30 protein-coding genes and 1 tRNA gene are annotated in these 26,772 nt (G+C 33.7%); 15 read left to right on the forward strand and 16 right to left on the reverse strand.

Annotated features, from left to right (window positions below):
* Positions 1 to 11: 11 nt before the first annotated feature.
* Complete coding sequence (locus BOW57_RS03150; protein ID WP_089054374.1) at positions 12 to 602, reverse strand: thymidine kinase; 591 nt, start codon at positions 600 to 602, stop codon at positions 12 to 14.
* A 236-nt stretch (positions 603 to 838) separates the two neighbouring features.
* Between BOW57_RS03150 and BOW57_RS03155 the strand changes: the two genes are divergently transcribed.
* From BOW57_RS03155 to BOW57_RS03185, 7 genes are all read left to right on the forward strand, one after another.
* Positions 839 to 1,873: a hypothetical protein gene (locus BOW57_RS03155; RefSeq protein ID WP_129053010.1), complete on the forward strand. Its 1,035-nt coding sequence runs from the start codon at positions 839 to 841 to the stop codon at positions 1,871 to 1,873.
* A gap of 103 nt (positions 1,874 to 1,976) precedes the next feature.
* A complete protein-coding gene (rsmI, locus tag BOW57_RS03160) occupies positions 1,977 to 2,693 on the forward strand; it encodes a 16S rRNA (cytidine(1402)-2'-O)-methyltransferase (protein ID WP_129053011.1) in 717 nt (238 codons plus the stop codon).
* Between the two features lie 166 nt (positions 2,694 to 2,859).
* Positions 2,860 to 3,204 (forward strand): HopJ type III effector protein, encoded by a 345-nt coding sequence (locus BOW57_RS03165; RefSeq protein WP_008465164.1) that lies wholly within the window; start codon positions 2,860 to 2,862, stop codon positions 3,202 to 3,204.
* Positions 3,205 to 3,444: 240 nt separating this feature from the next.
* Positions 3,445 to 5,145 (forward strand): single-stranded-DNA-specific exonuclease RecJ, encoded by a 1,701-nt coding sequence (gene recJ, locus BOW57_RS03170; protein WP_129053012.1) that lies wholly within the window; start codon positions 3,445 to 3,447, stop codon positions 5,143 to 5,145.
* Positions 5,135 to 6,415, forward strand: coding sequence for an MFS transporter (locus BOW57_RS03175; protein ID WP_129053013.1), 1,281 nt, complete (start codon positions 5,135 to 5,137; stop codon positions 6,413 to 6,415). The genes recJ and BOW57_RS03175 overlap by 11 nt, the downstream gene beginning before the upstream one ends.
* A 231-nt stretch (positions 6,416 to 6,646) precedes the next feature.
* Positions 6,647 to 7,003 carry a hypothetical protein gene (locus BOW57_RS03180; protein WP_129053014.1) on the forward strand — a complete coding sequence of 119 codons (357 nt, stop codon included), beginning with the start codon at positions 6,647 to 6,649 and terminating at the stop codon, positions 7,001 to 7,003.
* 83 nt (positions 7,004 to 7,086) lie between these two features.
* Positions 7,087 to 8,292: a cytochrome c3 family protein gene (locus BOW57_RS03185; protein WP_129053015.1), complete on the forward strand. Its 1,206-nt coding sequence runs from the start codon at positions 7,087 to 7,089 to the stop codon at positions 8,290 to 8,292.
* A 7-nt stretch (positions 8,293 to 8,299) separates the two neighbouring features.
* Here the strand turns inward: BOW57_RS03185 and BOW57_RS03190 are convergent, their stop codons facing one another.
* From BOW57_RS03190 to BOW57_RS03200, 4 genes are all read right to left on the reverse strand, one after another.
* The gene (locus BOW57_RS03190; protein WP_089054342.1) at positions 8,300 to 9,043 is read right to left on the reverse strand and encodes a UDP-2,3-diacylglucosamine diphosphatase; all 744 of its coding nucleotides are present in this window, start codon (positions 9,041 to 9,043) and stop codon (positions 8,300 to 8,302) included.
* 96 nt (positions 9,044 to 9,139) lie between these two features.
* Positions 9,140 to 9,592 (reverse strand): 6-carboxytetrahydropterin synthase, encoded by a 453-nt coding sequence (locus tag BOW57_RS03195; protein ID WP_089054343.1) that lies wholly within the window; start codon positions 9,590 to 9,592, stop codon positions 9,140 to 9,142.
* Positions 9,593 to 9,624: 32 nt separating this feature from the next.
* The gene (locus BOW57_RS20560) at positions 9,625 to 9,801 is read right to left on the reverse strand and encodes a hypothetical protein (protein WP_164973662.1); all 177 of its coding nucleotides are present in this window, start codon (positions 9,799 to 9,801) and stop codon (positions 9,625 to 9,627) included.
* Between the two features lie 90 nt (positions 9,802 to 9,891).
* Complete coding sequence (locus tag BOW57_RS03200; RefSeq protein WP_129053016.1) at positions 9,892 to 10,656, reverse strand: enoyl-CoA hydratase/isomerase family protein; 765 nt, start codon at positions 10,654 to 10,656, stop codon at positions 9,892 to 9,894.
* Positions 10,657 to 10,762: 106 nt separating this feature from the next.
* Between BOW57_RS03200 and BOW57_RS03205 the strand changes: the two genes are divergently transcribed.
* Together BOW57_RS03205 and BOW57_RS03210 are read left to right on the forward strand one after the other, a co-directional pair.
* Positions 10,763 to 10,836, forward strand: a tRNA-Ala gene (locus tag BOW57_RS03205).
* An 84-nt stretch (positions 10,837 to 10,920) separates the two neighbouring features.
* The gene (locus tag BOW57_RS03210; RefSeq protein WP_089054345.1) at positions 10,921 to 11,715 is read left to right on the forward strand and encodes a hypothetical protein; all 795 of its coding nucleotides are present in this window, start codon (positions 10,921 to 10,923) and stop codon (positions 11,713 to 11,715) included.
* A 71-nt stretch (positions 11,716 to 11,786) separates the two neighbouring features.
* Here BOW57_RS03210 and BOW57_RS20565 read toward each other — a convergent pair whose 3' ends face one another.
* Positions 11,787 to 11,963: a hypothetical protein gene (locus BOW57_RS20565; RefSeq protein ID WP_164973663.1), complete on the reverse strand. Its 177-nt coding sequence runs from the start codon at positions 11,961 to 11,963 to the stop codon at positions 11,787 to 11,789.
* A gap of 200 nt (positions 11,964 to 12,163) precedes the next feature.
* On the opposite strand from BOW57_RS20565, the gene BOW57_RS03215 reads away from it, so the two are divergent.
* From BOW57_RS03215 to BOW57_RS03225, 3 genes are all read left to right on the forward strand, one after another.
* Positions 12,164 to 12,643, forward strand: a complete 480-nt coding sequence (locus BOW57_RS03215) for a hypothetical protein (RefSeq protein ID WP_129053017.1) — start codon at positions 12,164 to 12,166, stop codon at positions 12,641 to 12,643.
* A 56-nt stretch (positions 12,644 to 12,699) separates the two neighbouring features.
* Positions 12,700 to 13,131 carry a DUF4440 domain-containing protein gene (locus BOW57_RS03220; protein WP_129053018.1) on the forward strand — a complete coding sequence of 144 codons (432 nt, stop codon included), beginning with the start codon at positions 12,700 to 12,702 and terminating at the stop codon, positions 13,129 to 13,131.
* A 126-nt stretch (positions 13,132 to 13,257) separates the two neighbouring features.
* Positions 13,258 to 14,286, forward strand: coding sequence for an oxidoreductase (locus BOW57_RS03225; protein ID WP_129053019.1), 1,029 nt, complete (start codon positions 13,258 to 13,260; stop codon positions 14,284 to 14,286).
* A 23-nt stretch (positions 14,287 to 14,309) separates the two neighbouring features.
* Here the strand turns inward: BOW57_RS03225 and BOW57_RS03230 are convergent, their stop codons facing one another.
* From BOW57_RS03230 to BOW57_RS03240, 3 genes are read right to left on the reverse strand one after another with little or no spacing between them, the layout of a single operon-like run.
* Complete coding sequence (locus BOW57_RS03230; RefSeq protein WP_129053020.1) at positions 14,310 to 15,266, reverse strand: lipid A deacylase LpxR family protein; 957 nt, start codon at positions 15,264 to 15,266, stop codon at positions 14,310 to 14,312.
* Positions 15,256 to 16,029 carry a monofunctional biosynthetic peptidoglycan transglycosylase gene (gene mtgA / locus BOW57_RS03235; protein WP_129053021.1) on the reverse strand — a complete coding sequence of 258 codons (774 nt, stop codon included), beginning with the start codon at positions 16,027 to 16,029 and terminating at the stop codon, positions 15,256 to 15,258. Before mtgA ends, BOW57_RS03230 begins: the two co-directional genes overlap by 11 nt.
* Positions 16,029 to 17,141, reverse strand: coding sequence for an FAD-binding oxidoreductase (locus BOW57_RS03240; protein WP_129053022.1), 1,113 nt, complete (start codon positions 17,139 to 17,141; stop codon positions 16,029 to 16,031). The genes mtgA and BOW57_RS03240 overlap by 1 nt, the downstream gene beginning before the upstream one ends.
* 122 nt (positions 17,142 to 17,263) lie before the next feature.
* Here BOW57_RS03240 and BOW57_RS20945 point away from each other — a divergent pair, with 122 nt between their 5' ends.
* From BOW57_RS20945 to BOW57_RS03250, 3 genes are all read left to right on the forward strand, one after another.
* Positions 17,264 to 17,395 carry a hypothetical protein gene (locus BOW57_RS20945; protein ID WP_256371860.1) on the forward strand — a complete coding sequence of 44 codons (132 nt, stop codon included), beginning with the start codon at positions 17,264 to 17,266 and terminating at the stop codon, positions 17,393 to 17,395.
* A gap of 57 nt (positions 17,396 to 17,452) precedes the next feature.
* Positions 17,453 to 19,354 (forward strand): S9 family peptidase, encoded by a 1,902-nt coding sequence (locus BOW57_RS03245; RefSeq protein ID WP_129053023.1) that lies wholly within the window; start codon positions 17,453 to 17,455, stop codon positions 19,352 to 19,354.
* A gap of 182 nt (positions 19,355 to 19,536) precedes the next feature.
* Positions 19,537 to 21,981, forward strand: a complete 2,445-nt coding sequence (locus BOW57_RS03250) for an ATP-binding protein (protein WP_129053024.1) — start codon at positions 19,537 to 19,539, stop codon at positions 21,979 to 21,981.
* Here BOW57_RS03250 and BOW57_RS03255 read toward each other — a convergent pair.
* From BOW57_RS03255 to accC, 7 genes are all read right to left on the reverse strand, one after another.
* Entirely contained in the window at positions 21,978 to 23,330 is a 1,353-nt protein-coding gene (locus BOW57_RS03255; protein ID WP_129053025.1) for a sigma-54 dependent transcriptional regulator, read from the reverse strand. The two genes, BOW57_RS03250 and BOW57_RS03255, sit on opposite strands and share 4 nt — an antisense overlap.
* A gap of 127 nt (positions 23,331 to 23,457) precedes the next feature.
* Positions 23,458 to 23,754 (reverse strand): hypothetical protein, encoded by a 297-nt coding sequence (locus tag BOW57_RS03260; protein ID WP_129053026.1) that lies wholly within the window; start codon positions 23,752 to 23,754, stop codon positions 23,458 to 23,460.
* Between the two features lie 16 nt (positions 23,755 to 23,770).
* Positions 23,771 to 24,067, reverse strand: coding sequence for a PepSY-like domain-containing protein (locus BOW57_RS03265; RefSeq protein WP_129053027.1), 297 nt, complete (start codon positions 24,065 to 24,067; stop codon positions 23,771 to 23,773).
* Positions 24,068 to 24,085: 18 nt separating this feature from the next.
* Positions 24,086 to 24,376, reverse strand: a complete 291-nt coding sequence (locus tag BOW57_RS03270; RefSeq protein ID WP_129053028.1) for a hypothetical protein — start codon at positions 24,374 to 24,376, stop codon at positions 24,086 to 24,088.
* Positions 24,377 to 24,404: 28 nt separating this feature from the next.
* Complete coding sequence (locus tag BOW57_RS03275) at positions 24,405 to 24,701, reverse strand: hypothetical protein (RefSeq protein WP_129053029.1); 297 nt, start codon at positions 24,699 to 24,701, stop codon at positions 24,405 to 24,407.
* Positions 24,702 to 24,777: 76 nt separating this feature from the next.
* Complete coding sequence (locus BOW57_RS03280) at positions 24,778 to 25,074, reverse strand: hypothetical protein (RefSeq protein ID WP_089054360.1); 297 nt, start codon at positions 25,072 to 25,074, stop codon at positions 24,778 to 24,780.
* Between the two features lie 296 nt (positions 25,075 to 25,370).
* Positions 25,371 to 26,720 carry an acetyl-CoA carboxylase biotin carboxylase subunit gene (accC, locus tag BOW57_RS03285; RefSeq protein WP_089054361.1) on the reverse strand — a complete coding sequence of 450 codons (1,350 nt, stop codon included), beginning with the start codon at positions 26,718 to 26,720 and terminating at the stop codon, positions 25,371 to 25,373.
* Positions 26,721 to 26,772 lie beyond the last annotated feature (52 nt).

Below are 26,772 nucleotides of genomic sequence, written 5' to 3' on the forward strand. Positions count from 1 at the left end.
GAATTTAAAATCTATTTTTCTTGACTTTTTTTCATAGCATTAAAATAAGCTGCACGACTTAACGGCTCATATTCTTCCGTTTCCCCAAGCATTACAAGTTTGTCATTATCTGTTTTACGGAAACTATAATTAGCCAAATTTCCTGTTCTCGTACAAACGGCATGAACTTTAGTAACATATTCTGCAGTTGCCATAAGTCCCGGCATAGGACCAAAAGGATTTCCTTTAAAATCCATATCAAGTCCAGCAACAATTACACGAATTCCCTGATTGGCAAGATCATTACAAACCGTAATAATTTCATCATCAAAAAACTGAGCTTCGTCAATACCAATAACATCGCATCCTTGTGCTAAAATTAAGATATTGGCTGCGGCAGGCACCGGCGTAGAACGAATTTCGTTAGCATCGTGAGACACCACCATTTCGTCATGATATCGAGTATCAATTGCGGGTTTAAAAATTTCGACTCTTTGTTTGGCAAATTGGGCGCGTTTTAATCTGCGGATTAACTCCTCGGTCTTACCCGAAAACATTGATCCACAAATAACTTCAATCCAACCAAATTGTTCTTTGTGATTTACTGTATTTTCGAGAAACATTTTGTATTTTTCTACCTTTAAAAATGAATAGTTTTTATTACTTTGTACTGGTAATAAATTGACGCAAAAAACTGCTGTTTTTCGGTTTTTCAAAAGTAGAAAATTTTTATCAAAACGGAGATTCGCAATCGCTTATTAACAGAAATAAAAAATTATCTCGTTGATTTTCTCCCAGAATAAAGACATTCAGATACAAAACATAATAAAATACCCTATTCACTATAATTTCAACAGTTATGAAAAAAAAATTGGAAGCCGACTTAATCAGCATTGCACATCGAATTTTAAAACTTAAAAACAAATCCGATATCAATCAATTGTATCTTGAAACTCAGAAATTATATGAGAAACTAGCCGTATTAAAATTTGTTGATGAAAATTTCGATAGTCTAAAACCTACTATAAATCACAGTGAAATTACTTCTGAAATAGAAACTATTTTTGAAAAAGAAGATACTATTCCTGCAGAAGTTAAAATCGAAGAGCCAATTGCCGTTGAAGAAACGGTAACTGAAACCGTAATTGCGGAAGAAACAAAAACGGAAGAAGTTATAGAAGAAACTGTACCTGAAATTATTGCAGAAATCTCTGAAGAAGTCATTTTAGAAACTGAAATTGAGACTATTCCTGAAACTGTTGCAGAAATCAATGAAGAACCTGAAGCAGAGGAAATTGAAGAACCAATTTTTGAAGCTAAAAAAGATATCGAAGCCGCTGACGAACTTTCGTTTACTACGATTAGCGATTTAAAACCAATTCCTGATTTCATTCCGGCTTTCGAATTAGAAACGGAAGAAATAGTTGCAGAAATCAAAGAAGAGCCAAAAATAGAAACTGAGACAAAGTCTCAAGCAGTTCATATGACTTTAGAAGAGCTTTTAGGCGTAAATTATGCCGATGCTCAATTTGTAAAAGTAGATAGTTTTGAGAATGTTTCAGCAAATACAACAAACACGGAATCTAAAGAGAAAAAAGCTGTCGAAACAGCCGTTTTAGAAACTCCAGCAGAACCTAAAACTGTTACATTAAACGAAAAACTTGCAAAAGGTTTCCACGTTGATTTGAATGACCGAATTGCATTCACGAAAAACCTTTTTGGAAACAGTTCTGAAGATTACAGCCGTGTTTTAAATCAGCTTTTAACATTTGATTCTTATGCAGAAGCTAAGGAATTTATTGACGATATGGTAAAACCTGATTATAACAATTGGGACGGAAAAGATGATTATGCAGAGCGTTTCCTTGGAATTATTGAGAAGAAATTCGCATAAAAACGAATTCCACAGATTTACACTAATTTATATTCGTGAAATTTCAACACTTTAATTATTCGTGTTAATTCGTGTAATCTGTGTTTAACTATTAAAAACAACTATGTCAAAATTATATATCGTTCCAACGCCAATTGGTAATCTTGAAGACATGACTTTCAGAGCTATTAGAGTTTTGAAAGAAGTCGATTTGATTTTGGCCGAAGACACTAGAACGAGCGGGAAATTGTTGAAGCATTTTGAAATTGGCACACACATGCACAGCCATCATATGCACAACGAACACAAAACCACCGAAAATTTAATTGCCCGTTTAAAAGCCGGCGAAACTATCGCTTTAATTTCTGACGCAGGAACTCCGGCAATTTCAGATCCAGGATTTTTATTGACACGCGCTTGTGTCGAAAATAAAATTGAAGTAGAATGTCTTCCAGGTGCTACAGCTTTTGTTCCAGCTCTTGTAAACAGCGGTTTACCAAATGATAAATTCGTTTTTGAAGGTTTTCTTCCTGATAAAAAAGGACGTCAAACTCGTTTTTTGGCTTTAGCCGAAGAAACAAGAACAATGATTCTATACGTTTCTCCACATAAACTCGTTAAAACATTAGCAGAATTTATTCAGTATTTTGGCGAAGACAGACAAGTTTGCGTTTCAAGAGAATTATCAAAATTACACGAAGAAAATGTTCGCGGAACCGCAAAAGAAGTTCTCACACATTTTGAAAAAACAGCACCACGAGGCGAAATCGTAGTTGTGGTTGCAGGAAAAACAATAACAAAAGAACCTAAGAAAAATAAGTTTTCTAAGGATGAAGAATAATTTATTTAAGCCACAGATTAAAAAGATTAACACAGATTAAAAATTAAGTCGCCACGAATTGCACGAATTAGCACGTATTAAATTAGTGTAAATTCGTAAAATTCGTGGCGAAGAAATCCCTCTTAATCCTTTTAATCTGTAGCAAAAAAATCAACACATAACAATCATGAGCATTCAAGCCTTTTTAGAAAAAGTAAAACAAACTCCAACACAAATAACATTTCCAGAAACTATTGCTGTAATCGAAGAAAATTACAATTTTACGCCAACTGCTTTTCAAAATGGAACACAGCATAACGCTGCCGGAGAAAACTCTGGTTCTTGTAAATTATTTTCGTTTGCAAAACTGCAAAACTTAAGCAAAGAAGAAACTTTGGCTTGTTTTGGCGCTTTTTATTTTGAAGAAGTTTTAGGAGATCCAAACGGAACAAATCACCAAAACATTAGAAATTTCATCAACTTAGGCTGGGACGGAATACAGTTTGAAGGAAATGCTTTAGAAGCGAAATAAAACAAAATATATTCTGCCACAGATTAAAAAGATTAACACAGATTAATATGAAGGTTGCCACGAATTACACCAATTAGCACGAATTAAATTAGTGGAAATTGGCGCAATTCGTGGCAAAAAATCTTTTAAATCCTTTTATCCCAATAGCTATCGGGAGTGACAAAAAAAATCGCAATCAGATTAAACGATTTCAAAAATCTACAGTCTAAAAACCAACACTCTAAAACCTAAAATCAACCCATGCGTTGGACCTTAAAACCAAAACCTTCACAAGATAAAATCAAACGTTTGGCGCAAGCCTTAAATGTAGAAGATTTTGTTGCAACGCTTTTGATTCAGCGCGGCATTGAAACTTTTGAAGATGCTAAAAATTTCTTTCGCCCCTCTTTAGAACATCTTCACGATCCTTATTTGATGAAAGATATGGACAAGGCGGTTGCGAGAATAGAATTGGCAATTGAAAATCAGGAAAACATTCTGGTTTTTGGCGATTATGATGTTGACGGAACAACAGCGGTTTCTTTGGTTTCATCGTATTTAAAATCACATTATCCAAATATTGCAACTTATATTCCGGATCGTTATGATGAAGGTTACGGAATTTCTTTTAAAGGAATTGACTTTGCTGATGATAACGGATTTTCCTTAATTATTGCACTCGATTGCGGCATAAAATCCATAGATCATATCGCTTACGCGAAAGCAAAAAACATCGATTTTATTGTCTGCGATCACCATAGACCTGGTGAGTTTCTTCCAGACGCGGTTGCGATTCTTGATCCAAAAAGAGAAGACTGCTCTTATCCCTATGATGAACTATGCGGCTGTGGAGTTGGTTTTAAACTGATTCAGGCTTTAGGCCAAAACCGAAATGAAACGATCGAAGATCTAGTTCCATATCTAGATTTGGTTGCAACTGCAATTGCTGCAGATATTGTTCCTATTACGGGAGAAAATCGTGTTTTAGCTTATTTCGGATTACAGGTTATCAATAGCGACCCACGACCAGGAATTAAAGCTTTGGTACATCAGGTTAAAAAGAAAGTTTTAGATATTACTGATGTCGTTTTTATTATTTCCCCAAGAATAAACGCTGCAGGAAGAATCAAACACGGAAATCATGCTGTTGAATTATTAACTGAGTTTGATTTTGATCAAGCGCAGCAGTTTGCATCTGAAATTGAACAATATAATGCTGATCGAAAAGATCTAGATAAAAAAATTACGAAAGAAGCTTTTCTGCAAATCACAGAAAACAACGAGCAAGAACGTTTTTCTACTGTTGTTTTTCAGGAAGACTGGCACAAAGGCGTTATTGGAATTGTCGCTTCAAGATTGATCGAAACCTATTATAGGCCAACTTTGGTTTTTACCAAAAGCGGAGATAAATATGCGGCTTCTGCCCGATCTGTAAAAGGATTTGATGTTTACAATGCATTAGATGCCTGCGCAGAACATTTGGAACAATTTGGAGGACACATGTACGCGGCAGGAATGACTTTAAAAGCCGAAAATTATCAGATTTTTAAAGACGCTTTTGAAAAACAGGTTTCATCAACTATTTCACCTGAAATGCGAACTCCAGAAATTGAAATTGATGCCGAAATTAATTTCTCTGATATTACTCCAAAACTCATCCGTATTTTAAAACAATTTGAACCTTTTGGTCCGCAGAACATGACTCCTGTTTTCATGACTAAGGACATAAAAGATACTGGTTACGCCAAAAATTTAGGTTCTGAAGAAGAACATCTAAGGCTTTTTGTAAAACAATCTAATTCTGATGGAATTGCTGCAATTGGTTTTGGACTCGGAAAAAAATTAAGCATAGCACAAAATCAGAATCTGTTTCAGCTGGCATATTCTTTAGCTGAAAATGAATGGAACGGAACTATTTCAACACAGCTTATGCTGAAAGACATTAGAACAAATGACAACTAAATCAACAAAACCAGATCCGTATCAAGCGCTTCGCTATAGAGAGTTTAATATATTTTTACTACTGCGCTTTGCGATGGTTTTTGCTTGGTCGATGCAGTTTATTGTGATTGAATGGGAGGTTTACAGTTTAACTAAAAATCCGCTTTCGTTAGGAATCATAGGTTTAATGGAAGTAATTCCAGCGGTTTCAATGGCATTATTTGCGGGACATATTGTAGATCAAAGAGAAAAGAAAGGATTATTGGTAAAATGTATTCTAGGATTTTCAGTTATTAGTTTTGGACTATTCTTATTGACTTGGCCAAAAATTGTCAGCGGCTGGTCGACTGAGTCTATCTTATATTCCATTTACTTTTTAGTATTTCTTGGCGGATTAGTTCGTGCTTTTCTTGGCCCTACTATTTTCTCACTACTATCACTTATTATTCCTAAAAAAGCATATCCAAATGCCGCTACTTGGAGCAGTTCGGTTTGGCAGATTGGTGCGGTTATGGGACCCGCACTTGCAGGATTTTCAATTAACTGGATTGGCGTTCACTGGTCAATGTGTCTCGTTTTCGGATTCTCAATTCTTTCCTTAATTGCCTTATCACAAATCAGTAAAAAACCAATCATAAATCCGAAGATTGGAGAATCAATAAAAGACAGTCTTACAGAAGGTTTGACTTTTGTATTTAAAAACCAGATTGTTTTAGGTGCTTTGTCACTTGATATGATTGCGGTACTTTTTGGAGGAGCAGTTGCATTATTACCCGTTTTTGCACAAGATATTTTAAAAGTGGGTTCTGAAGGTTTTGGTATATTAAGAGCTGCACCTGCTGTGGGTGCTTTTATTACGATGATTGTTTCGGCGTATATCCCTTTATATAAAAACGCTGGAAAAAAACTTTTAGGTGCCATATTTGTTTTTGGATTGTCGATCATCTTATTTGGACTTTCTACGTCATTCTGGCTTTCTGTTTTTGCTTTATTCTTGAGCGGACTTGCTGACGGAATTTCGGTAGTAATTCGCCAGACTATTTTGCAGCTTAAAACTCCTGATCATATGCGCGGGCGTGTTGGTGCTGTAAATTCGATTTTTGTTGGCTCTTCAAATGAATTAGGTGCGTTTGAGAGCGGTGCAACTGCCAAATTAATGGGAGCTGTAACATCGGTTGTCTTTGGCGGAAGCATTACACTTTTAACCGTTTTAGGTTTTGGCTTTATATCTCCAACTTTTAGAGATTTAGATCTTCATAAAGATATGGAAGAACATCATAATCAAGAGTAATTAGTTTTTAAACCATATAAGTAATGTAAGTTCATTTAAAGAATGGATCTTAAATATAGAGACCTCCAATAAAACGGAGGTCTTTTTATTTTTGCATCAAGCAAAATAAAAAAGCCTTTACTATGAACTTTATATTACTTATATGGTAAAACATTTTTCAAATTTTTATGCTTTTTTTATTTAGAATTAATATAAATAATATTTATATTTGCTGGAATAAAAGGATTTACAATGAGAGAAATACAACAAATATATCACAACAGCTTCGGCATAGCCTTTTACTGGAAACAAAACAGCCAGACAATTCTCGACAAAGTACAGTTGGTTTTTAAAGAAACGGGCTTCTATTTTACGGTTTCGGAATTGAATATGTTTTGCGATTTAATTGAAGACAGCATTATCGAAAATGCTTGTTGCGAAGCTTGTGAGTTAAAATATTCTTGTCATAAATTTTTACTAAAAACTCCTTGTTCATCAATAGATTTAGCGGTTTCAATGACAGAACTAAAATCTATTAAAGATTTAGTTGAAGGTTCTTTGTTTAAAATCGAATTAGACGAATATGTTTATGGTTCAGGACTAAACTAAGAAACATTCTAAATATTTTAACAACATTTTTTCATTATTGAAATATATTTTGATTTTATTCAAAAAAAAGTATATTTACGGCAATGAAAAAAATAAGCATTCTTATTGCCTTTACTATTCTAGCGCTCTTTTTTACAAACTGCAAAGACGCTTCTGAAGAGTATATTGATCCGCGAGGCACTGATTATGCAGGCTCTGAAAGCTGTATTCAATGTCATCAGACTCAATATGACATGGCAGCAAAAAGTGCTCACTTTAAAGCAACTGCTCCAGCAATTCCGGCAAATATTTTAGGTGATTTTGACAAAGGAAATCACACTTTTATCTATGACAAAAACACCAAAATTGTCATGGAAAAACGCAACGACAGCTTGTATCAGGTTTTATATAAAAACGGAAAAGAGGTTGAAGCACATCGTTTCGAGATTGTTTTTGGAATTAAACATGCACAAACTTCGGTATACTGGCGAGATCGCAATACATATGAATTACCTGTTTCTTACTATAATTCTATAAACAATTGGGCTACAAGCCCAGGTTTTCCGGCAGACAAACCGTATTTTGACCGTATGGTTGTAAAAGACTGTTATTCTTGCCACAGCTCAAATATCAGCAGCAGAAATGTTAATCAGAATTCTACAGATAAGAACTTTTTATCGATGGAGGTTGAAGATGTTATTGATAAAAAAACAATTGTTTACGGAATTGATTGCGAACGCTGTCACGGGCCAGCAAAAAAGCATGTTGATTTTCATCTAAAAAACCCTAACATCAAAGTTGCAAATAGTATTACAAGTTTTAAAACGCTAAACAGACAACAAAAATTAGATGCCTGTGCGCTTTGTCACGCTGGAAATGACGGAATGAAAATGAAATCCCGTTTTGACTTTAAACCGGGAGATAATCTTTCCGATTTTTATAGAGAAACAAGAAGTGTAACGGATACAGCGAAATTTGACGTTCACGGAAACCAATTTCGATTAATGGCGCAAAGCAAATGTTTTATAAAAAGTGACAAAATGGATTGTATAACTTGCCATAATCCGCATGAAAATGCTTCTAAAAATATGGCATCGTATTCTAAAATCTGTATGAGTTGTCATCAAGATTTAAAACACAATGCAACTACTTTAAAAACTATGCCTGAAAAATTATTGGCTGCTAATTGTGTGGAATGCCATATGCCGAAAAAAGCATCAGGCGCAATTAAATTTCAACTTTCTAACAGTAAGCAACTTTCAGAATATATTTTGAGAACGCACAAAATAGGAATCTATCCTGCTAAGTAAATGGTAATTATTTTTCGAATTTTTTAAGTTCAAAAGTTTCTCCATCAAAAACTCCGTAGGTAAAATAGCCAATCCAATCGCCTAAATTTACATAATTAGAATCTTCACCAACAGGAATAATCATTGGTAAATGGCGATGTCCAAAAATAAAGTAATTATAATGTTTGGTTTCAAGTTTGCGTTTGGCGTACAACACGAGCCATTCGTTTTCTTCACCAAGAAATTTTACATCTTCATCACCAGAAATCAGTTTATTTTTAACAGATAAATACTGCGCCAAACTTACGCCTACATCTGGATGAAGCCATCTAAAAAGCCATTTTGAAAACGGATTTGTAAACACCTTTTTCATTCTTTTATAACCTTTATCGCCGGGACCTTTTCCGTCTCCGTGACCAATTAAAAAGGTTTTTCCGTTAAAAGTAAATTCTTTGTTATCATGGTAAACCGGAATATTCAATTCGGTTTCAAAATAATCATTCATCCACAGATCATGATTTCCAACAAAAAAGTAGATTGGAATACCGCTGTCGCGAATTTCGGCCAATTTTCCTAAAATTCGAACAAAACCTTTTGGCACAACGGTTTTATATTCGAACCAAAAATCAAATAAATCACCCAGTAAAAAAATTGCTTCGGCATCTTCTTTAACCTCATCTAACCAAGCTACAAATTTCTTTTCGCGCGGCAGACTCAATTCAGGAGTCGGCGCACCAAAATGCTGATCTGAAGCAAAATACACTTTTTTCATTTAGATTTTTAGATTACTGGACTTCTTAGAATTTTAGACTTTTGTCTCTCTGAGCGAAGTCGAAGAGTTTGGAATTTGGAATTTCTTTTTTGAATATTAAATGTTATCACTTGCGTACCACTCTGCAAACGAAGATTCTGTTTCTTGAAGTTTAAGAGAGAACAGCGAAATTCCTTTTGGCAGTCTTGCTATGATTCTATCTGCAAAATCAACTACCATATTCTCACTTGTTGGCTGATAATCAACCAATATTACATGATGTCCACGGTTTTTTAATTCATTTGCTAATTCGATATGCGGCGTTGTTTGATTGAATACAGTCGCATGGTCAAATTGATCGACGATTTCTTCTTTTACAATTTTCTTTAAATCAGAAAAGTCAATTACCATTCCGAATTTCACATTCGATCGATCTGTAATTGGCGAACCAATAACAGTTACCGACAATTTATAACTGTGTCCGTGAACGTTCTTGCATTTTCCGTCGTAACCGTACAATGCATGCCCGGTTTCGAAACTAAATTGTTTTGTAATTCTAATATTACTCATCGATTTTTAATTTAAGCTTGCAAATTTACAAATTAATAACCGTTTTCGTCTCTTTTTTTAGCACGGTTATACATCCAATAGGCAATTCCTACTAAAATGACAAACGGAATAAATGATCCTATAACAACACCTATTTGATATCCGCTGTCTGGAGCGTTTTTAATTTTCTCTGCAACATCGACCTTTTGGAATAAAGAAATAATAGTCATATTCAATAATTTATATGATGAAAAATTGGTTTTAAATCCTTTTTCAAAACTATGTTACTATTTGGATAAAATCAATGACTTATGTCATGCCTATTTTTTAAACTGCATCAAAGCATTTCTGCTAAAATCAGACAAAACTAATTTACCTGTAATAGCGGCACGTTCAAAAAGCAGCGATTCCCAGTTTTCTGTGTTTTCCCAAATGATCTTTTTCATTTCGTGCAATGCTTCTGGATTGTATGAACTTAATTTTTGAGCAAAATTTTCTACCTCTTTATCGAGATTTTCTAAATCAACTAAAACAGAATATAGCCCTTTTTGAAAAGCCCAATCTGCCGATTTCCATTCGTGCGCTGCCAATGTCATTGCTGTCATTGCTGTTTTTCCTATTTTACGAGATACAGCCGGCTCAATTACAAACGGACCAATACCAATTGCAAGTTCAGATAATTTAATATCGCTTTGAGGAGTTGCAAAAACATAATCGCAAGCCGCAATTATTCCTACTCCGCCTCCAACTGCTTTTCCTTGAACTCGCCCAATTATAAGCTTGCTGCAACTGCGCATAGCATTTAACAAATGTGCAAAACCAGAAAAAAACTCTGTTCCTTGTTCTTCATTTTCTACCTGCAGAAGTTCATCAAACGAAGCGCCGGAACAAAAAGCTTTTTCGCCTTCGCTCTTCAAAACAATAAGTGAAACAGCATCGTTTCGGCTCAATGAATTAATTTCTAATGTAAGTTTATTTAATAATTCTCGCGGAAAAGAATTACTTGCAGGATGCCCAAACTGCACGGTTGCAATTGTATCTTGAAAAGAAGTCGAAAGCGATCCTTTTGTTGTTTCTAAACTCATAAAAATAGTTTTAACTGTAAAGTTACGGTTTTGACAACTATTTTTACTTAGATCCTTTTCTAAATTTGTTTATTGAAAATTAATTGACTTTATTTGCTATGACTTTGGGGGATTAGCTCATTTGGCTAGAGCGCTACGCTGGCAGCGTAGAGGCGATCGGTTCGAATCCGATATTCTCCACAAAAACTGTATTACTTAATTGAAATACGGTTTTTTTTATGATTTATTTTAAACACAATCAACTTTAAACCAACACAAAACCCCATGAAAAAAAGCATTCTGATCGCATTACTTACTCTAGCTGGCGCAAGCTCTTTTGCACAAGAGTTCAAAGTTAAAAAAGGTGAAGTTTTACTAGATGGTAAACCTATTGCTAAAATGTCAGCTAAAGTACTTCGCCAATATGAAATTTCAAATCTGGACGGAACAAATACAATTACAGCATACATGAGAGTCTGTGAAAATCCTGCACCTGGAAAAGCTTATATCGAAATTGCTAATGAAGAAAAGAAAGCAAACGATCTTGATTTTGCAAAATATTCACCTTTCAATGTTGACCGAAGCATTATTCAAACCTTGTTTGCAAAAGGTATGATTACAGAAAACGGAATTCAATTAGAACAAGTAAACACATTTGTAAATGGCGAACCAACTGGTTTAGGCGAAAAGTACGGATGTAAACAGCAAAGTGCAGAAAAAGCAATAACAGATGCATTGGCCTTAACAATTGATGATAGCGGAAATGTTTTTAGTAAAAAAGAAAAAATAGGTTACATCAGAATGATTACAAACAATGGAACTACAAGCGGTGCAGTTGAAAAATACGAAGTAACGAATTTAGATAACAAAGTAATCGGAACTTGGTATGGTAAATTTGGAATGGTTCAAGGCTATGGTAAAGCTTTAAATCAAGAAATTTATACTTACGATGGTAAAGTTTTTAAAGTAGAATTTAATAACGGAGGAAATTTTATTGGTTATAAAATGAGCCAAGATGTTACTGCTATGAACATTATAAAAAAATTAACTGGTAATGGATATTCTTTAGGCCATAAATAAAACCAGCAATACAAAACCAAAAAAGAGTTCTCGTTGTTAATTCGAGAACTCTTTTTATTTATAGCTTCTTCTTATTTCTCATTTGCCGCGTCATCGGCGTCTATTCTATCTTTTACAGCTTTTTTGAAATCATTATTCAATAAATCTGTTAGTTTCTTTTTCTCTTTTTGATTTTTTCTGATTGTAAGTACAACTAGAATAACTACTAGTACTGCAACAACCGCCATTACAACCCAATTAATTTCCATAGCTTTAATTTTTAATTAAAAGTAAGAAACTATAACTAAATACTGTATTATCAAAAAGTTAAGTATTATATTCTACAAAACTTATTTTAACAGAATTATACCTTTTGTAAGACATTTCACTAAATGATATGATTACTTTTGTATATCAAGAATCTTAAAAAAGTGAATGTTTGTAAAATTTCAAAAACAAATCTTTTAAAATGAATCCAAATTTAAAGCTTAAAACCATTTCATTCTTAAAGAAACTTATTGCAGTTGCACTATTAACATTCATATTCACTTTCGTAGAAATATATTGGTCAATGCAAAGTCTTTCTAAACAAATATCCAGCGGAAATCCAGACAGTCATTTTTTTGATGATGCTTATTTAATATCTGTATTTACTACCGTTTTTCTGACAATTATTTTTATTTTACTTGCATTCATAAAAAGAATATATCTAAAAATAACAGCCCAATTACTGATTATAATTTCAACATGGTTTTTCTGGAATTACAGCATTTTTGTTGACCGTGAATCTTCATGGAGTACTTATCTTTTTAAAGAAGAATTAATGCATACTCTTATCTTGTCCTTTTTTCCTATTTTGGTTTTATCAATTGTTATGGTGTTTGTTTTAAATTATATCTCAAAAAATAGGAGCCTAAAGCATGAAAAAATAAATACTCTAAACATTTAAAACTCCTATCAACATTTTTTTAGTTCGTTTTTACAATTTCACTTAAAACTATCAATATGCGTAACCTAAAATTTTTACTTCTCGGATTTTTACTAATGTTTTCTTTTAAAGGCATTTGCCAAGATAAAATTTCACAACAAGTACTAGAACGACTAAAAGCGCAGCAAACCTGCTGGAATAATGGTGATCTCGAAGCTTACCTTGACTTTTATGCTCCCGTAGATTCAGTTCGTATGATTTACAGCGGCGGCGTGGTATATGGAAAAAACAATATCACAGATTTCTTCAAAAAATATTGGCCAAAAGAAAGAATGGGAAAATTGACCATGACCGATTTTGTTATTGAACCTCTTTCAAAAAAAGATGCTTTTGTGAGTGCAAAATTTAGTGTCGAAGCTCCGAATGGTAAAAACAGTTCTGGACAATTTTCAGGAATAATGCGAAATATAAACGGCCTTTGGTATTTGTATGTTGATCACTCGGGATAAATAAATCAACCTAAAAGAATATAACTTATTCCGAAAAAATTAGAATTTGACTACGTTTTAAGTTTCTATTTGAATTTAAAATAAAGTACTTTCGTACACATCGAAACTCAAAATCATATTTAAACAATGACAACAAGATTGTTCTTTTTATCAAGCGCTTTTTTAATTTTATTATCTGCCTGTAATAAAAAAGAAAACACTACAAGTACACTTCATAAAGTAACAGAACAGACGGCAGCTGAAACTGATACTCTTCAAGCTGAAGAAACTTCAAGAAAGGAAAGCATCTATTTATTTACTGTTATGCCAAAAGACAGCAGTGATATTGCTTTTGTTTCTCTTTCAGATATTTATCCTGTAGACGACGAAAAGGACACGCTTGTTTTACCCAACCTTGAAAAAATGGCAGATGCCGATGCTCAATATTTCACCTTTGCCAAAAACTACAGAAAAAGATTTTTATCTAAAACCAATATTTCTGAAACCGATTCATTGTTTGTTTATGATTATGCCAAAAACAAACTTGCGTCTTTTTTAGTAAAAAATCTAAAAACTGCTGCGATGCTAAATTTATATTCTATTGGAGATGCCGGCCCGTATCGTAATTATGATTATATGATTGGTTTCGAAATCAACAAAAAACTTTTAAACGGATTCAGCGAGTATTACAGAAATGCTTTAGTATATGTAGGCAAAGAAAATCCGTTTTCGAAAGAACGCTTGAAGCCAATTTCGTGGAAAAAAATGGCAAAAAAAGATTATCCATCTAAAGCACTGAAAAATAACGACCGTGCTTTGCTGAAGGGTACAATAATGGGCAATACGTATTTTTACAAAACAGAAAGCTATGAGTATTTTTTACAAGACTACCTAGACAGCAATAAAACAATTTATGGCAGACGTTTGTTAGTCGTTGATTCAAAAACAAAAGATGTTATAATCGAAAAACTTTTCAGTCAAAGCGAAGGCACATCACCGGCTCCGTTAAATTATGAAAATGGAGAAGATTCTATTGAGCAATGGACTGGAAAACTTTTTAAAAACAAACCTGACGTTGTTTTTGGTTTCGAATATCTTTCTTTTAGCTGTCCAAGTATTTCTGTAATCGACAAATCAAATGAAGAAATTAATATTCAATGTGATAATCGTCATTAATAGATACTATATATAAAAAGATACTACTTCAACAAAAACCCCATTCTAATCGAACCAAAAAAATATCCTCTATTGGTATCATTAACATCGCCTTCTAATTCACGACCTCGATAAATAAATGAATACGACATATTGAAATTATTATGGCGGTATTTCAACCCAAATTCGGCATTAAAACGAAGCGGCACCAAATCAAAAGTTATAGGACTTGTATCATTAAACATACTGCCTTCGATTGTGGCATCATAAAACTGATAATTAACGCTTGGCATAGCATAAAAATAGAATTCTCTAATATTTGGTTGTACTTGTGCACTCATCGAAGCATCATGCATATTTGAATCGTAAAGCGGAAGCAGTTTTTTAAAACCAATCCTAGTCATAAAACCTGTTGAAACACCTGTAAAAATAGTTCCTAAATTGGCGTCTGACTGCCAATGAAGATCTGCAAAATCATTATGTTTTGATGGAAATAGTTTCTTTGAATACATTACATGAGCCTGTACTGCAAAAGCATTATGAAGCTGATTTTCCCAGCCATACACTTTTTTATATCCAATAATTTTATGAAATCCTTCCTGAGTTTCTCTCCCTAAAGCATTTGGCCCTATAAAACCCACCTGAAAATCGGTCTTTAAAATGGACTCGCTTTGATAAAAAAAACTTTTTCCTGCTTCGGCAAAAAGATATGCGGTAAATGGACGGTCATTTACATTAACTGCCTCTTTGTTTATAAATCTCGGATTATAAATATATTGTCCTATTCTAACTTCAGAAATTTTTTTGTTGATTTTTTCATTGTCGTTTTTAGACAGAAATCGATAAAAAAGCTCTAAACCATTGGTATAATACATATCATTTTTTGATGATGTATATAAATCATTATCAGATATGAAACCAATTTCTGTTTTTTTACCTTGACCAAAAGTCAAAGATGCCGTTAAAATGAGAAATGCAAAAATTATGTTTTTACTTCCCATTATAATTAATTTTTCCAACGGCACGCATTTCGCGTACGATTCTTTCTTTTCTACGGTTTATATAACTTGACGAACCTGTAGCTTTAAATTTTCTTGGATTTGGCAAAATTGCTGCAATTCCGGCTGCCTGCATTGGCGTTAAACTTGAAGCATCACGACGGTACCAATGTTCGGTTGCGGCATAAGCACCATAAACGCCATCTCCCATTTCGATACTATTTAAGTACACTTCCATGATACGCTCTTTGCCCCAAATTAATTCGATTAAAACAGTAAAATAAGCTTCTAGTCCTTTACGGAAGTAGCTTTTTCCCTGCCATAAAAAAACGTTTTTAGCAGTTTGCTGTGAGATTGTACTTCCGCCTCGAATTCGGCGTCCGCGTTCATTGCTTTTATAAGCTTTTTGAAGTGCCTTAAAATCAAAACCATTGTGGCTTAAAAAAGTTCCATCCTCGCTGGCGATAACCGCTTTTTGTAAATTCATTGAAATTTTTTCAATTGGTTCCCAATCGTGATCAAAGTAAACTTCTTTTCCAGCCATTTTATTTTCGATTGCTCGAATAACCATTAAAGGCGTAAAAGGCACTGGCACATATTTAAAAAACACAACCGATGCAATCGAGATTCCAAAAAACCACAGACATAGTTTAATAAAAAACCATTTTACTTTTTCTCCAAAAGAACGATTTGTCTTCTTAGAAGCTGTTTTAGGTTTAGGTTTGCTTGCGGTTGTTTTTTTGGGTTCTGCTTTTTTGATTGCCATTATATTAAATCTGCTAATTCTGTTCCTATTAAACTGCCTATCGCCACTCCCATTCCGCCTAAACGCACTCCACAGAACACGTTTTCAGAAAGTTGAGCAACAACAGAACTTTTACTATTTCCGACTCCCATAATCCCACTCCAGCGGTGTGCAATCTTGAAATCCTGATTCGGTAAAATTACATTTTTCAACAACTCCTCCAATTTATTTTGAATAATTTTCGTCTGTCCAAATTCCGTTGTTGTTTCGCCTTCAAAATCGAGATTTCGACCTCCTCCTAACAAAATGCGATCGTCTATATTTCTGAAATAATAATAACCACGATCTAAATGAAACGTTCCTTTTATGTCCAAATTTTTTATGGGTTCAGTAATTAAAACCTGTGCTCTCGCAGGCTTTACTTCTCCTTTTGTCAAAGAACCTGCAAAACCATTTGTAGCAAAAAGTACTTTACTAGATCTAAAACTAAAATCATTTAGAACAAGCTCAACATAATTTCCTGCATCAAAATACGAGGTTACCGTTTGCTGATTTAAAATTAAAATACCTGCAGAAACAGCTTGTTTCAATAATTCCTGCATCATATTTCCAGTATCTATCTGTGCTTCGAATGGATTAAACACCAAATAATCCTGAGTATTTTCAAATCCAAATCGATCCGTTTCTTTAGAAAAAACATCTGCTTTAAAAAGGGGTTTTAAAATTTCATTAATAAAAGGCATTTTCAAAATACATTCATTAAAACCAGCTTCATCTTCCTTCAAAAACAACTCATATCCGCCGTGAGGTTTAAAATCAATTGCAGAATCTCCTAATCTTTTCCGGAGTAATTGCAGTCCTTTCCAACGTTTTTCGATCAAACCCACAACCTCTCCTTCTGAATTTGTTTTTAAGTCATCCATAATTTCCGAAAGACTTCCAAAACAAGCAAAACCAGCATTTTTTGTACTTGCACCTTGCGGCAGCATTCCTCTTTCTATAACTAGAATTTTTGAAGCAGGAAATCTTTCGCGTAAGCGCAAAGCAGCATGCAGCCCAACAATTCCGCTGCCTACAATTGTGTAATCAATATTTGTAAACCAGTTCTTTAATTCCCAATAACTTAGTTCCATCTTCAGAGTTTTTATAAAAATAATGTTTTTTTATTCGCCACGACTCGAGCGATAGCGAACAGACGAAGTAATTCACGAATTATTTTTTTGTTAGTCTTTGACAATAAAAAATTTGTGAATTCGTGGCGAACAAAATTTTAAAGATTCCGTTTTTAGATCTCTATCCAAATGTCAGGCTGAGCGAAGTCGAAGCCTCTTTTGGGAACGAAGGTCCTTTGACTTCGCTCATGGTGACAATGGATGATAAACTTTAACAAATTTTGGAATTTTAAATTCGTATTTTTAGCCCCACAAAAAATAGAATTTTTATTATGAAAAAAGTATTATTTACAACCTTAATAATGATGAGTTTAAACGCTATCGGGCAAAATGTAATGTCGCCAGAATTGTTATGGAAATTAGGAAGAGTGAGTGCACTTGGTCTTTCGAAAGATGAAAAAAATGTTGTTTTCAAGGTTTCTACTCCTTCTGTAGAAGAAAACAAATCGCATTCTAAATTTTACACTATCCCTGTAGGCGGTGGTAATGCAACTGAAGTTACGGATACAAAAGCGATTTTGGCTGATAAAAACATTTCGCCTGACGGAAAATTTTTAGTGTACAATGAAGAAGTAAAAATTGACAAGGTTTTAGGTAAAGATTTTTATCCAAAACTTGATAAATCTGACGCACAAATTTATGATGGTTTAGATTATCGTCATTGGGATACTTGGAACGTAGGTAAATTTAACCACGTTTTTTATAAGGAAAACAAAGACGGCGCTAAAGGAATTGACATTTTGAAAGGAGAAACTTTTGACTCTCCGCAAAAACCTTTTGGCGGTGATGAAGATTATATCTGGTCTCCTGATGGAAAAAGCATTTTGTATGTGTGCAAGAAAAAAGCAGGAACTGATTATGCGGTTTCTACGAATACCGATATTTATGAGTACAATTTAGAAACTCAAAAAACAACTAACAGAACTGAAGGCAACTTAGGTTATGACACTGCACCACAATTTTCTCCAACAGGAAATTTAACTTGGCTGCAAATGAAACGTGATGGCTATGAGGCTGATAAAAACGATATTATTGTTGAATTTAAAGGAATCAAAACTAACTTAACGGCAAACTGGGATGGAACTGTAGATAATTTTATCTGGAGTAAAGACGGGAAAAATGTATTTTTTGTTGCGCCTGTTGATGGTACAAAACAACTTTTAAGCGTTAATTTTCCTGGGTTAACAAGAATTGCAATTACTGTTCGCCAAATAACAAAAGGTGATTTTGATGTAAATGATTTAGTAGGATTTGCTGGTGATGATATTATTGTAACTAGAAATGACATGAATCACGCACCAGAGATTTTTTCTTTTAACTTGAAGAAAAACACTTGGAAGCAACTTTCAAATGTAAATACTGACACTTACAAAACACTTACTTTAAGCAAAACTGAAAAACGTTATGTTACTACAACTGACGGTAAAAAAATGTTGGTTTGGGTAATTTTACCTCCAAATTTTGATGCTTCAAAAAAATATCCAACTTTATTATTCTGTCAAGGCGGACCTCAAAGTGCATTGACACAATCGTATTCTTTCCGTTGGAATTTCTCATTAATGGCAGCAAAAGGTTATGTTGTTGTGGCGCCAAATCGTCGTGGAATGCCTGGTCATGGTGTTGAATGGAATGAGCAAATTAGTAAAGACTGGGGCGGACAGGTTATGGATGACTACCTTTCTGCAATTGATGATGTTGCTAAAGAAAGCTATGTCGACAAAAGCCGTTTAGGATGTGTTGGTGCGAGCTACGGTGGATATTCAGTATTTTATTTAGCAGGAATTCACAAAAACCGTTTTAAAACTTTCATCGCTCATGATGGTGTTTTCAATACGGTAAGTATGTTGGGAACTACTGAAGAAGTTTTCTTTAACAACTGGGATTTTGGCGGTGCTTATTGGGAAAAAGACAATGCTGTTGCACAAAAAGCATATACGACTTTTAACCCTGCCACTATGGTTGAAAAATGGAACAAACCTATCTTGATTTTCCAAGGCGGGAAAGATTTCCGTGTGCCAATCGGACAAGGACAAGAGGCGTTTCAAGCGGCACAATTGCGAGGAATTAAAAGCCGATTTGTTTATTTCCCTGAAGAAAATCACTGGGTTTTACAACCTCAAAACGCTCAAGTTTGGCAAGGTGAATTCTTTAAATGGTTAAACGAAACTCTTTAATCTCAAAATAAAAACAAAAAATCAGCCTCAGATATTTATATAATCTGAGGCTGATTTCTTTTTAAGACTGTTTAATTATATAAACATTTGGACTGTTTTTGCTTTTTTGAGATCGAAATTTTGAATAAATTGCAGATAATTCCAATATCTCAAACACTTCCTCAATCTACACCTAAATATTTATGGAGAGTAAAAAAAGTTATACAGCACTAAAAGTCTTATTCAGTTATGTTGCATTACTGGCTTTGGTCGTTACTGTTGGATGGTTTTTATACTCTGAAAATGTAGTCTACAATAAATTGGAAGATAAAATTGCTTTTGAAAAAACTAAAATTTTAAGAGTCAGCAAACTATTTTCAAACGTTTATAAAACAGAAAGTTTAGCGCGAAAAACAATTCAAACCAATTCTGAAAGTGATTTTAAAAATTATCTTATCGAAACGGATTCTTTAAGAGCAAGAATTGATACTTTAAAACAAATTGTTACTACTGAATATCAAAAAGTTCTATTAGACAGCGTTACATATTTATTATCTGAAAAAACAGAAAACATCCGCAAGTTAAAAACTATAAAAAACAAAGCTGATGATGAAGTTTCTGTAAATACTGCAATTGATGAAATCACTAAAATGGAGTTTAAGCTTAGAAAACTGGAGCTTCAGGATTTTAGCAAAAACCCAAATCAATTAGGGAGTTATCAGCGAAATGTACTTCAAAAATATGTAGATTATCTGAACCAAAATATTCCTGATGACAGTACTAATACTTTGAGCAAACAAGCTTCTGATTCTATTTTGGCCAATTCGAAGAAATTGTTGAGTAACGTAAAATTGAAGGCTGAAAAGAAAAAGGAATCTTTAAATTTTGAGGAAAACAAGTTATTAAAAAACGAAATTGCCATTTCTGAGCAACTTAGAAAGGTTCTTCGAATTATCGAAAGAGAGATCATTATTAATTCGATAAAAAACAATTCGCTAAAAGAAAAATCATTACGCAAAGTCAATGAAATTGTGACTGCTTCTGCCATTATAGGATTAATATTGACTATTTTCTTTTCGATTTTAATTGTAAGCGATTACTCAAAATCGCAATTGTATAAGAAACAGCTTGAAATTGCGAATTTTAAAACTAAAAATTTATTAAAAAGCCGAGAGCAGTTAATTTCGACAGTAAGCCATGATTTAAAAACTCCTTTGAGCACCATTGTGGGCTATTCTGAACTTTTGGGTAATTCTGATGTCAACACAAAACAATCTTACTTTATTAAGAACATCAAAAATTCTTCTGAATATATTACACAACTGGTTCAGGACTTATTAGATTTCTCTAAAATTGAAGCTGGAAAAATTACTATCGAAAAGGTTCCTTTTTCTTTAACTGAAATTATTGAAGACACTGCCAAAAGTGTTCAATCTGTTTACGAGCAAAAAAACATTGATTTAATTATAAATGTTGACGAAAAATTAAAAACAAGAATCGTTGGCGATCCGTTTCGATTAAAACAGATTTTAACCAATATTATTGGTAATGCCTTTAAATTTACCGAAGAAGGTTTTATTAAGATCAGCGCATATTGTACTGATGATGAAAACTCTTTTGCAATTACAATTGAAGACACTGGTATTGGAATCGAAAAAGGCAATCAAAAATTAGTTTTTGAAGAGTTTGCACAGGCCAATGAAAACATTGAAAAGAAATACGGCGGTACAGGATTAGGTCTGTCAATCTGCCAAAAAATAATTGCAATTCTTGGTGGAAGTTTAAAACTCGAAAGTACGTTTGGAAAAGGAAGCACATTTAAAATCAAACTTCCTCTGCAGTTTGACAGCAGTACTAATACTGTTGAACAAAACGAAAAGCCAAAACTTGGTTTTACGCAAAAACTAACTTTTATTGTAATTGATGACGATACTAATCTTTTGAATTTAACAAGCGGTGTGCTTCGACAAGAAAAGCATGAAGTTTTATCCTTTAACAGCGCCGTAAAAGCATTGGAAACTATTCAAAATACGCCTTTTGATTTTGTTATTACCGACATTCAGATGCCTGAAATGGATGGTTTTATGTTTTTGAAAAAGCTCCTAACTTCTGAAAAAGGATTGTACAAAAACCAACCTGTTATAGCTTTGACAGGAAGAACAGATTTAGAAGCGTCTGTTTACACCGAAGCTGGATTTACGACGGTAATCAAGAAACCATATTCGCCAAAAGTACTAATAGAAACAATTCAGTCTATCTTGGCTGATGACAGACTTCCAAATACAGAAATAAATGAGCAAGAAGTTGAAGAAACAGCTGCACAATTGTATTCTTTAAAAACGCTAAAAGAGTTTTTGGGTCATGATAATGATGCTTTAAAAGACATTTTAAAAGCTTTCATGGCTAGCAGTAATGAGAATTTTACGGCTCTTGAAAATGCTATTGTAGAAGAAAACATTACAGATATTCGAGCAATCGCTCATCGAATTGCGCCTATGTTCAAACAGATTGAAGCACGAGAAATTGGAGCTATTCTAAAAATACTGGAACAAAATGATCTTGAAATTGAACAGGTAAAAGACATTTATCAGGATCTAAAAATCAAAAGGGATCTGCTGTTTAACGCTTTACAACAAGAAATAGTCTAATCTATATTGTATTGTTTTAATTTATTGTAAAGTGTTTTTCTGGTAATTTTAAGCAGTTTTGCGGCTTCTGATTTATTGTTTTGAGTTCTATTCAGCGCCTGAATAATGGCTTCTTTTTCGTTATCAGATAATGAAAAAGAACCTCCAGTATTTTGCTGCTTTTGAGTCTGAAAGAATTCAGCCGGCAATACATCACTTTTTATAAAATCTCCTTGAGACAAAAGTGTAGCTCGTTTAACGCAATTTTGTAATTCGCGTAAATTACCCGGCCAGTTGTAATTTTGAAATATAGTAACAACTTCTGGAGAAAATCCTATAATATCTTTATTTAACTGCTGATTTGCTTTTTCAAGAAAATAATCCGCAAAAACCATTAAATCTTCATCACGATCTTTTAAAGATGGAGACTGAATGGAGAATTCATTGATTCTATGGTATAAATCTTCTCTAAAATCACCGTTTTTTACTGCCTCACGTAAATCTTCATTTGTAGCAGTAATGATTCGGATATCAACGTTTATTTCTTTATTGCTTCCAACAGGTTTTATTTTTCGCTCTTGAAGTGCGCGTAATAATTGAATTTGATTTTCATAAGAAAGATTTCCTATTTCATCCAAGAAAAGTGTACCTCCGTTTGCGGCTTCAAAATACCCCATTTTATCACTAATTGCTCCCGTAAAAGATCCTTTTAGATGTCCAAAAAATTCACTAGCCGCTAACTCTTTGGGAATAGCTCCGCAATCTACTGCAATAAAATTATTATTCTTTCGATGGCTTTGCTGGTGAATACTTTTGGCAATAATTTCTTTTCCGGTACCGCTTTCGCCGATAATTAAAACAGACATATCTGTAGGACTTACTAATTGAATGTGATCCAATAGTTTTTTTGAAGCAACCGAAATTCCTTTTACAAATTCATTTTCAGTTGATACTGCCTTTTTTACTCGCTTTTTTTCTTTAACAGGTGCTTCATCTTCAAATTCAGATTCAGGAACCTGCAGCGCATTTGTAATGACAAGGAGAACCTCATCTGGATTAAATGGTTTTGAGATATAATCGGCAGCGCCATTCTTTATTGCTTTTACAGCTGTATTTACATCAGAATATCCAGTCATTAATACAACTGGAATTTGAGGATGAGAATTTTTAAATTCAGACATAAGCCCTATGCCGTCAGAATCAGGCAGGCGAAGATCTGTCAAAATTAAATCAAACGATTCAGTTTTAATTGCTGATCTTGCTTCTGCAGCAGAGAATGCTATAGTTACTTCGTATTGTTTTTTTACTAGAAATTTCTCCAGCAGTTTACAAAACGAAATATCATCTTCTATCAATAAAATCTTTGGCATTTGTTTTTAGGGACTTTTTTGCTAAAATAAGACTATTAAAATTGTATTTTCACAAAGTTATGCAAAAAAAAAGAGATTGCACGCTGCAATCTCTTTTCACCAAAAACATAAATCTAATTTCACCTAATTATATTTTCAACCAGTTGCCATTGACATCTGAAAAAACAGTAGCCTTCTGGTCACCAACCGATATTTCTAGTTTGTATTCCTTTTTATCATTAACAAAAGCTTTCTCCAGTTTTGCATTTGGATAAGCGGTTTGCAGAGCGGTTTTTACAGCTGCCGGAACAGCTTCTGAAGTAATCTCGGTATATTCTGTTTGTACCGAAATTGACATTTGTACTTTATTTGAAGTTGTCTCTGCTAAAGCAGGAAGTGACAAACTCGCTAAAATAATAGTTACTGCTAGGGCTGACTTTTTCATAGTGCTCTGTTTTTAATTATTTCTTAATGATATTTCCTGAAGCATCAGTGAAAAAAGTATATTTCTTACCTTCTTTTGAAATTTCAAGCTTGTACTCATTTTTATCGTTTTTGTACGCTTTTTCAAGTTTAGTACCTGGAAAAGATTTCTCGATTGTTGACTTCACTGCTGCCGGAACAGCATCTGCTGTAACTTCAGTGTATCCATCTTGAATGTTTACTGTTTCAATAACAGAAACTGACTGATTCGAAATTGCCGCCTGAGATGTCAAACCTCCTAAAATAAGTGCTGCAGATAAGATTAACTTTTTCATAATGCTTAGTTTTTATGGTTACTTTTTAATAATTTTTCCTGTCGCATCTGTGTACACAGTTGATTTTTCACCTCTAACAGTGATTTCAATTTTGTACTCTTTTTTATCGTTTACAAATGCTTTCTCCAATTTTACACCTGGATAAGCTTCGTCTAAAGATGTTTTGATTGCTGCCGGAACGGCATCAATTTCTTTATACTCATCTTGATAATTTACTGTGTTTACAGCTGATTTTGCCGCAACAGTATTTTCTGCCTGAATTGACAAACTTCCTAAAAGGATAGCTGCCGATAAGATTAACTTTTTCATAATTATATTTTTTTAAAGTTGACTTGACTTATTTTTTGATCCAAGATCCATCAGCGTTAGCATAAAGAGAACCTACTTTGTCTCCTACAGTAACATCTAATTTATACTCTGATTTTGCATTTTTAAAAGCTTTCGAAAGTATTGCATCTGGATACGCTTTTTTAAGAGCGTCTGTTACTGCAGATGGAACTTCTTCAAGTTTAATTTCAGTGTATTCGTCTTGAATTGAAATTGTTTTTACGATTGTATTTGAAATTGGCGAAGTTGAAGCAAATGATGTTAAACCTCCCAAAACGATTGCGGCTGATAAAAATAAATTTTTCATGGTAGTGATATTTTAATATTGTTAATTTAATCTTAGTATTACTAATTCGAATTTTCAAGAGAATACTCTTTAGGGATTATTTTTTAATCCAAGTTCCGTCAGCGTTAGCGAAAAGATTCCCTACTTTTTCTCCTACTGTAACGTCTAATTTGTATTCAGATTTCTCGTTTTTGTATGCTTTTGTAATTACTGCATCTGGATATGCTTTTTTCAAAGCTTCAGTAATAGGAGCTGGAAGCTCTTCTAGTTTAATCTCTGTATATTCGTCTTCAATCGAGATAACTTTTACAATAGTGTTTGTAACTGGACTAGTTGAAGCAAATGAAGTTAAACTTCCTAAAACAATTGCGGCTGATAAAAATAGATTTTTCATAATGTATATATTTAGTAATTAATAGTTGTTTTACACTTTAGATAAAGAAACTATCGTGCCGTAAACCAAATACCAAACCCCAAAGCAGTAAAACCACTTATTATCAGCAGGTTAACACTGAATACACAAAAATACAAAAAATACGAATAGTGTGTAAATCAATTATATAGTGTGTAAAAAGTAAACACTTTTTGTGTTTACTTAACCCTATAACACAACAAAACCCGACAAGTAAACTTATCGGGTTTATGATATAGATTAAAAAAAAAGCTGTCGAAATCGACAGCTTTACTTATTTATTCTTGAATTGGATTCATTTTGAAAGTATCCATAAAAGCAGTTGTGTAATCTCCTGCAATATATTTAGGATCATCCATCAATTGTCTGTGGAAAGGTATTGTAGTTTTTACACCTTCAATAACAAATTCATCCAAAGCTCTTCTCATTTTACTGATCGCCTCTTCACGAGATTGTGCAGTTGTAATTAACTTAGCAATCATTGAATCGTAATTTGGCGGAATGCTATAACCTGAATAAACATGAGTATCTAAACGAACTCCGTGTCCTCCTGGCATATGAAGCGTAGTAATTTTTCCTGGTGAAGGACGAAAATCATTATAAGGATCTTCGGCATTAATACGACATTCAATAGCATGTAATTGTGGTAAATAGTTTTTTCCTGAAATTGGAATTCCGGCAGCAACCATAATTTGCTCACGAATCAAATCGTAATCAATTACTTGTTCCGTAATTGGATGCTCTACCTGAATACGTGTATTCATTTCCATGAAATAGAAATTTCTGTGTTTGTCAACCAAAAATTCTACAGTTCCAGCTCCTTCGTATTTAATGAATTCAGCAGCTTTTACAGCAGCTTCTCCCATTGCAGCACGTAGTTCATCTGTCATGAAAGGTGAAGGTGTTTCTTCAGTAAGTTTTTGGTGACGACGTTGTACAGAACAATCTCTTTCAGAAAGGTGACACGCTTTTCCGTAAGAATCTCCAACAACTTGAATTTCGATATGACGTGGCTCTTCAATAAGTTTTTCCATGTACATTCCGTCATTTCCAAAAGCTGCAGCAGCTTCTTGACGTGCACTTTCCCAAGCTTTTAAAAGTTCATCTTCTTTCCAGATAGCACGCATTCCTTTTCCACCACCACCAGCAGTAGCTTTCATCATAACTGGATAACCAATTTCTTTAGCTATTTTTAGTGCATGTTCGTAAGATTCTAATAATCCATCTGAACCTGGCACACATGGTACTCCTGCCGCTTTCATTGTAGCTTTTGCAGAAGCTTTATCTCCCATTCTGTCGATCATTTCAGGAGCCGCACCAATAAATTTGATTCCATGCTCTTGACAAATTTTTGAGAATTTAGCATTCTCAGAAAGAAAACCGTATCCTGGGTGTATTGCATCTGCATTTGTAATTTCTGCAGCAGCAATAATATTTGACATTTTTAAATACGATAAGTTACTTGGAGGAGGTCCAATACAAACCGCTTCATCAGCAAATTTAACGTGCAAGCTTTCTGCATCTGCTGTAGAGTAAACTGCAACAGTTTTGATTCCCATTTCCTTGCAAGTACGAATTACACGAAGTGCAATTTCTCCTCTATTCGCAATTAATATTTTTTTAAACATCTTATTTTAATTAGATAATTAGACAATTTGATAATTAGATAATTTTAGATGT

The sequence above is a fragment of the Flavobacterium sp. YO64 genome (assembly GCF_004119505.1).
In the GTDB taxonomy this organism is placed as follows: Bacteria; Bacteroidota; Bacteroidia; order Flavobacteriales; family Flavobacteriaceae; genus Flavobacterium; species Flavobacterium oncorhynchi.